4 protein-coding genes are annotated in these 4,500 nt (G+C 72.7%); 2 read left to right on the top strand and 2 right to left on the bottom strand.

Translation table 11 applies throughout. The features are described 5' to 3' along the window. Positions 1-608 (bottom strand): alcohol dehydrogenase catalytic domain-containing protein (locus tag SACHA_RS20500; RefSeq protein WP_157601604.1); only part of this gene is annotated, 608 nt, incomplete at its 3' end. A 125-nt stretch (positions 609-733) separates the two neighbouring features. On the opposite strand from SACHA_RS20500, the gene SACHA_RS0105690 reads away from it, so the two are divergent. Together SACHA_RS0105690 and SACHA_RS0105685 are read left to right on the top strand one after the other, a co-directional pair. Then, positions 734-1,771: a sugar-binding transcriptional regulator gene (locus tag SACHA_RS0105690; protein ID WP_019807865.1), complete on the top strand. Its 1,038-nt coding sequence runs from the start codon at positions 734-736 to the stop codon at positions 1,769-1,771. After that, entirely contained in the window at positions 1,768-2,703 is a 936-nt protein-coding gene (locus SACHA_RS0105685) for a pseudouridine synthase (protein WP_019807863.1), read from the top strand. The genes SACHA_RS0105690 and SACHA_RS0105685 overlap by 4 nt, the downstream gene beginning before the upstream one ends. A 221-nt stretch (positions 2,704-2,924) precedes the next feature. On the opposite strand, the gene SACHA_RS20495 is transcribed toward SACHA_RS0105685, so the two are convergent. Then, a partial coding sequence (locus SACHA_RS20495; RefSeq protein ID WP_039738053.1) for a DNA gyrase subunit A occupies positions 2,925-4,500 on the bottom strand: 1,576 nt, incomplete at its 5' end.

Genomic DNA, 4,500 nt, shown 5'->3' with positions numbered 1-4,500 from the left:
TCCCGCGCCCGGGGCAACCGGGTGGGGTCGCGGTCGACGACCGTGACCCGCGCGCCCGAGGCCCGCAGCAGGCGGGACAGGATCAGGCCCATCGTGCCCGCGCCGACGACGAGGAACCGCTCGCCCACCTCGACGCCGATCCGGCGCAGGCCGTGCACCGCGCACGAGACCGGCTCCACCAGCGCGCCCTGCCGGTCCGTCATGCCCTCCGGCATCCGGTGGCAGGTGGCAGCGGGAACCGCGACGTACTCGGCGAACGCGCCGTCGACGGTGTCGCCCGTGGCACCCCAGTCGGCGCAGAGGTTGCCGCGTCCCGCCCGGCAGGGGCCGCAGGCCCCGCAGAACCGCGACGGGTCGACGGCGACACGTTCACCCACCGCGCGACCCGCCCCCACCTCCGGTCCGAGCGCGACCACCTCCCCGGCGAACTCGTGCCCGGGAACGATCGGGTACGGGGTCGGCGGGAAGTGCCCGTCCGCGATGTGCAGGTCCGTACCGCAGATCCCGCACGCCCCGACCCGGACGACGACCTCCCCCGGCCCCGGCACCGGATCGGGAACCTCGGCGACCCGGACCGTCCCGGGCTCGTCGACGACCACCGCCCGCATTCCGCACCTTCCTCCCGCTCGTTTGAGCGTGTGATCCGCCTCTCACGCTCTACTGGGCAGGGATTGAACGACTCAACAGCGAAACTCGTCAATGAATGCGGGACAATCGGCGATATAATGCTCAGATGAGCACACGGGAGGAAGGGTTCGGACTGGCGGACGCGGTATGGGCCGCCGGCATGGCCCACCGCTTCTACGTCCGGGGGCAGTCCAAGATCGAGATCGCGGAGGAGTTCGGCGTCAGCCGGTTCAAGGTCGCCCGTGTCCTGGACACGGCGCTGCGCACCGGCCTGGTCCGCCTCGAGTACGACCTCGGCGAACCCGTCGACCCGGCATTGTCCGACGACCTCCGCTCGGCCTACGGACTCCGGCAGGCGTTCGTGCTCGGCGGAGCCGACGGCGAGTGGACCCGGGAGGAGCTGCGCGCGCGCCTCGGGGCCCTGGCCGCGCGACTGCTCACCGAGACCACCACCGCCACCGACGTCCTCGGCCTGTCCTGGGCACGGTCGGTGAACGTGATGGCCGGCAAGATCACCCGGCTCCCCCGCTGCCCGGTCGCGCAGCTGTGCGGGGTGCAGACCGGCATGGACCTGCGGGACCGCTCCGTGGAGACGGTGTCCCGGCTGGCCGACGTCTCCGGCGGCCCCGCCTACCCGATCTCCGCCCCGCTCCTGCTGCCCGACGCGCACACCGCCGACGTCCTCCGCGGACAACCCGGCATCGCCGACGCGTTCGGCCGGTTCCGCGACCTCACGAAGGCCGTGGTCAGCATCGGTGCGTGGCGGGAGGGCGAGTCCACCGTCTACGACTCGCTCTCCCCCGCCGAACGCGACGCGCTCCGCAGGCGCGGCGCGAAGGCGGAGATCGCGGCGCGGCTGTTCGACACCGACGGCGGCACCCTGTCCACGGGCCTGGACCGGCACGTGCTCGGGATCACCCACGAGGAGCTGCGCCGGGTGCCCGAGGTGATCGCCCTCGGCTACACACCCGCGAAGGCCGAGGCCGTCGACGCCGTGCTGCGCTCCGGGCTGGTGTCCACGCTCGTCACCGACGCCGACACGGCGCGGATCGTGCTGGAACTGGCCGCCGCCCGCCCACCCGCGACCGGTGCCGACGGTGACGGCCACCCCCGGCCCGCGGGTGGCTACAGTGCCGGACGATGAGCCGAACCAGACGTCCCCCCTCGCCGCTGCCCCAGCGGGACGGCCTCGACGCCGTCCGGGTACGGCTGCCCACGCACGGGCCGTTCACCACCGTGCGGGACTTCCTCGTGCGGCGGCTGCACCGGCTGCCCGCCGGGCGCGTCGACGCGATGCTGCGCGACGGACGCTTCGTGACCCGGGACGGACCGGTCACACCGGACACGCCGTTCACCCCGAACACGCTCGTCTGGTTCCACCGGGACGCCACCGACGAGGTGCGCGTCCCGTTCGAGCTCGGTGTCGTCCACCGCGACGACGACCTCGTCGTGCTCGACAAGCCGCACTTCCTGGCGACCACCCCGCGCGGCAGCCACGCCCGCGAGACCGCGCTCGCCCGGGCCCGCCGGGAACTGCACCTGCCGGGCCTGAGCCCGGTGCACCGGCTCGACCGCGCCACCGCGGGTCTGCTGCTGTTCGTCACCCGGCCCGAGCTGCGCAGGCCGTACCAGACCCTGTTCAGCGCGCGACGGGTGCACAAGGAGTACCAGGCCGTCGCACCGTACGACGCGGAGTTGGCGCTGCCGCGGACCGTGCGCAGCCGCATCGTCAAGAAGCGCGGTGTGTTCGCGGCACAGGAGGTGCCCGGCGAACCCGACGCCGAGACCCACATCGCGCTGCTCGACCACCGGGACGGCCTCGGCCGCTACCGCCTGCTGCCCCGCACCGGGCGCACGCACCAGCTCCGGGTGCACATGAACAGCCTGGGCGTGCCGATCCTGGGCGACACCCTGTTCCCGGAGGTCGTCGAGACCGCCGACGACGACTTCCGCCGCCCACTCCAGCTGCTCGCCACCGCGCTGGAGTTCGACGACCCGCTCACCGGCACCCCGCGCCGCTTCGAGACCCGCGCCGAACTCGAAGCCTGGACCTCGTACGAAACCTGGGCCACCTGACCGCCCCGCGAGTCGCCGCTCCAGCGCCGCGAGTCAGCACCCCAGCACGGCGAGTCGCCACCCGGATGCCACGAGGTGACGCCCCCGCGCCACGGGTCGACGTCCGTACCGGAGCACCGTGCGTCACCTCACCACACCCGAGAGTCGGCATTTCGGGGCGTCGACTCGCCGTGCTGGAACGTCGACTCGCGGTGCGGGGGTGGCGACTCGCGGGTGGTGGGTCAGGCGCGTTCGATGAGGCGGCCGACGACGTCCGGGGTGGTGTCCCGGGCCGTGCCCGAGGCGTCGCGGCGGGAGTCGGGGTCGGGGAGTTCCACGATCTCGCCCCTGGCCGTCGAGGCCGCCGGGCGGGGGCCGACCCACGCGGTGGTCAATCGGTCCTCCCCCTTGAGGAACCGCTGTGCCCGCACGCCCGCCGTGGCGCGGCCCTTCGCCGGGTACTCCGCCAGCGGGGTCACCTTCACCGTCTCCCCGGTCGCGGTGATCACCATCGGCTCGCCGTGCTCACTGTCGTCGGTGCGCACCGCGCCGAAGAACACCACCTCGGCGTCGCCGGACAGCGAGATCCCCGCGACCCCGCCGCCGCGGAGCCCCTGCGGGCGGATCAGCGAGGCGTCGTAGTGCAACAGCGACGCCTGCGACGACACGAACGCCAAGGTCTCCGCACCGTCGGTCAGCCACCGCGCGCCGACCACCTCGTCGCCGTCCTTGAGCGTGAGCAGGTCGAACTCGTCCGACCGCACCGGCCATTCCGGCGCGCACACCTTCACGATCCCGCGCCGGGTGCCGAGCGCGAGCCCCGGCGAACCCTCGGCCTGCTCCCCCAGCGGTGCCACACCGACGACCCGTTCGCCCGACTCCAGGGGCACAAGCTCACGCACCGCCACCCCGCCGCGCAGCGACACGGTGCCCACCTGCTCCGGCAGCACCGGCAACGGCAGGACGTCGGTCCGGAACGCCCGGCCCCGGTTCGTCACGAACAGGACCCGCCCCCGCGCGGTGGTGTGCACCATGGCCGCCACGGCGTCGTGCCGGGCACGACCGCTGCGCCGGCGTCCCTCGACGGCCTCCTCGGACTCCGCCGCCGTCCGGGCGACCAGCCCGGTCGCCGAGAGGATCACCTGACACGGGTCGTCGGCCACCTCCAGCGGACCCGCGGGCTTCGACGCCTCCAGCACCTCCTTGAGGTCCCCGTCGATCAACGCCGTGCGGCGCGCGGTGCCGAAGTCCTTGGCCACCCTGGTCAGTTCCTTCGACACGAGCTTCTTCAGCACCGACTCGTCATCCAGGATCGTGGTCAGCTCCGCGATCTCGGAGCGCAGGCGTTCCTGTTCGGACTCCAGCTCGATCTTGTCGTACTTGGTGAGCCTGCGCAGCGGCGTGTCGAGGATGTAGGTGGCCTGGGTGTCGGACAGCTTGAACCGCGTCATCAGCCCGTCCTTGGCGGCCTTCGCGTTCTCGCTGCCCCGGATCAGCTTGATCACCTTGTCGATGTCGACCAGCGCCTTGAGCAGCCCCTCCACCAGGTGCAGCCGCTCCTCCCGCTTGCGCCTGCGGTAGCGGGTGCGACGGGTGACCACCTCGTACCGGTGGGCCAGGAACACCTCCAGCATGCCCTTCAGGCCCAGGGTCCGCGGGGTACCGTCCACGAGCACGAGGTTGTTGATGCCGAACGACTGCTCCAGTGGCGTGAGCCGGTACAGGTCGGCCAGCAGCGCCTGCGGGTTGACGCCGACCTTGCACTCGATCACCAGCCGGGTGCCGTTCTCTCGGTCGGTGAGGTCCTTGACGTCGGCG

This window comes from Saccharomonospora halophila 8, from assembly GCF_000383775.1.
GTDB classification, from domain to species: domain Bacteria; phylum Actinomycetota; class Actinomycetes; order Mycobacteriales; family Pseudonocardiaceae; genus Saccharomonospora; species Saccharomonospora halophila.
The sequence above is the reverse complement of the archived record's forward strand: the minus strand, read 5'-3'. Positions and strand labels throughout refer to the sequence as shown.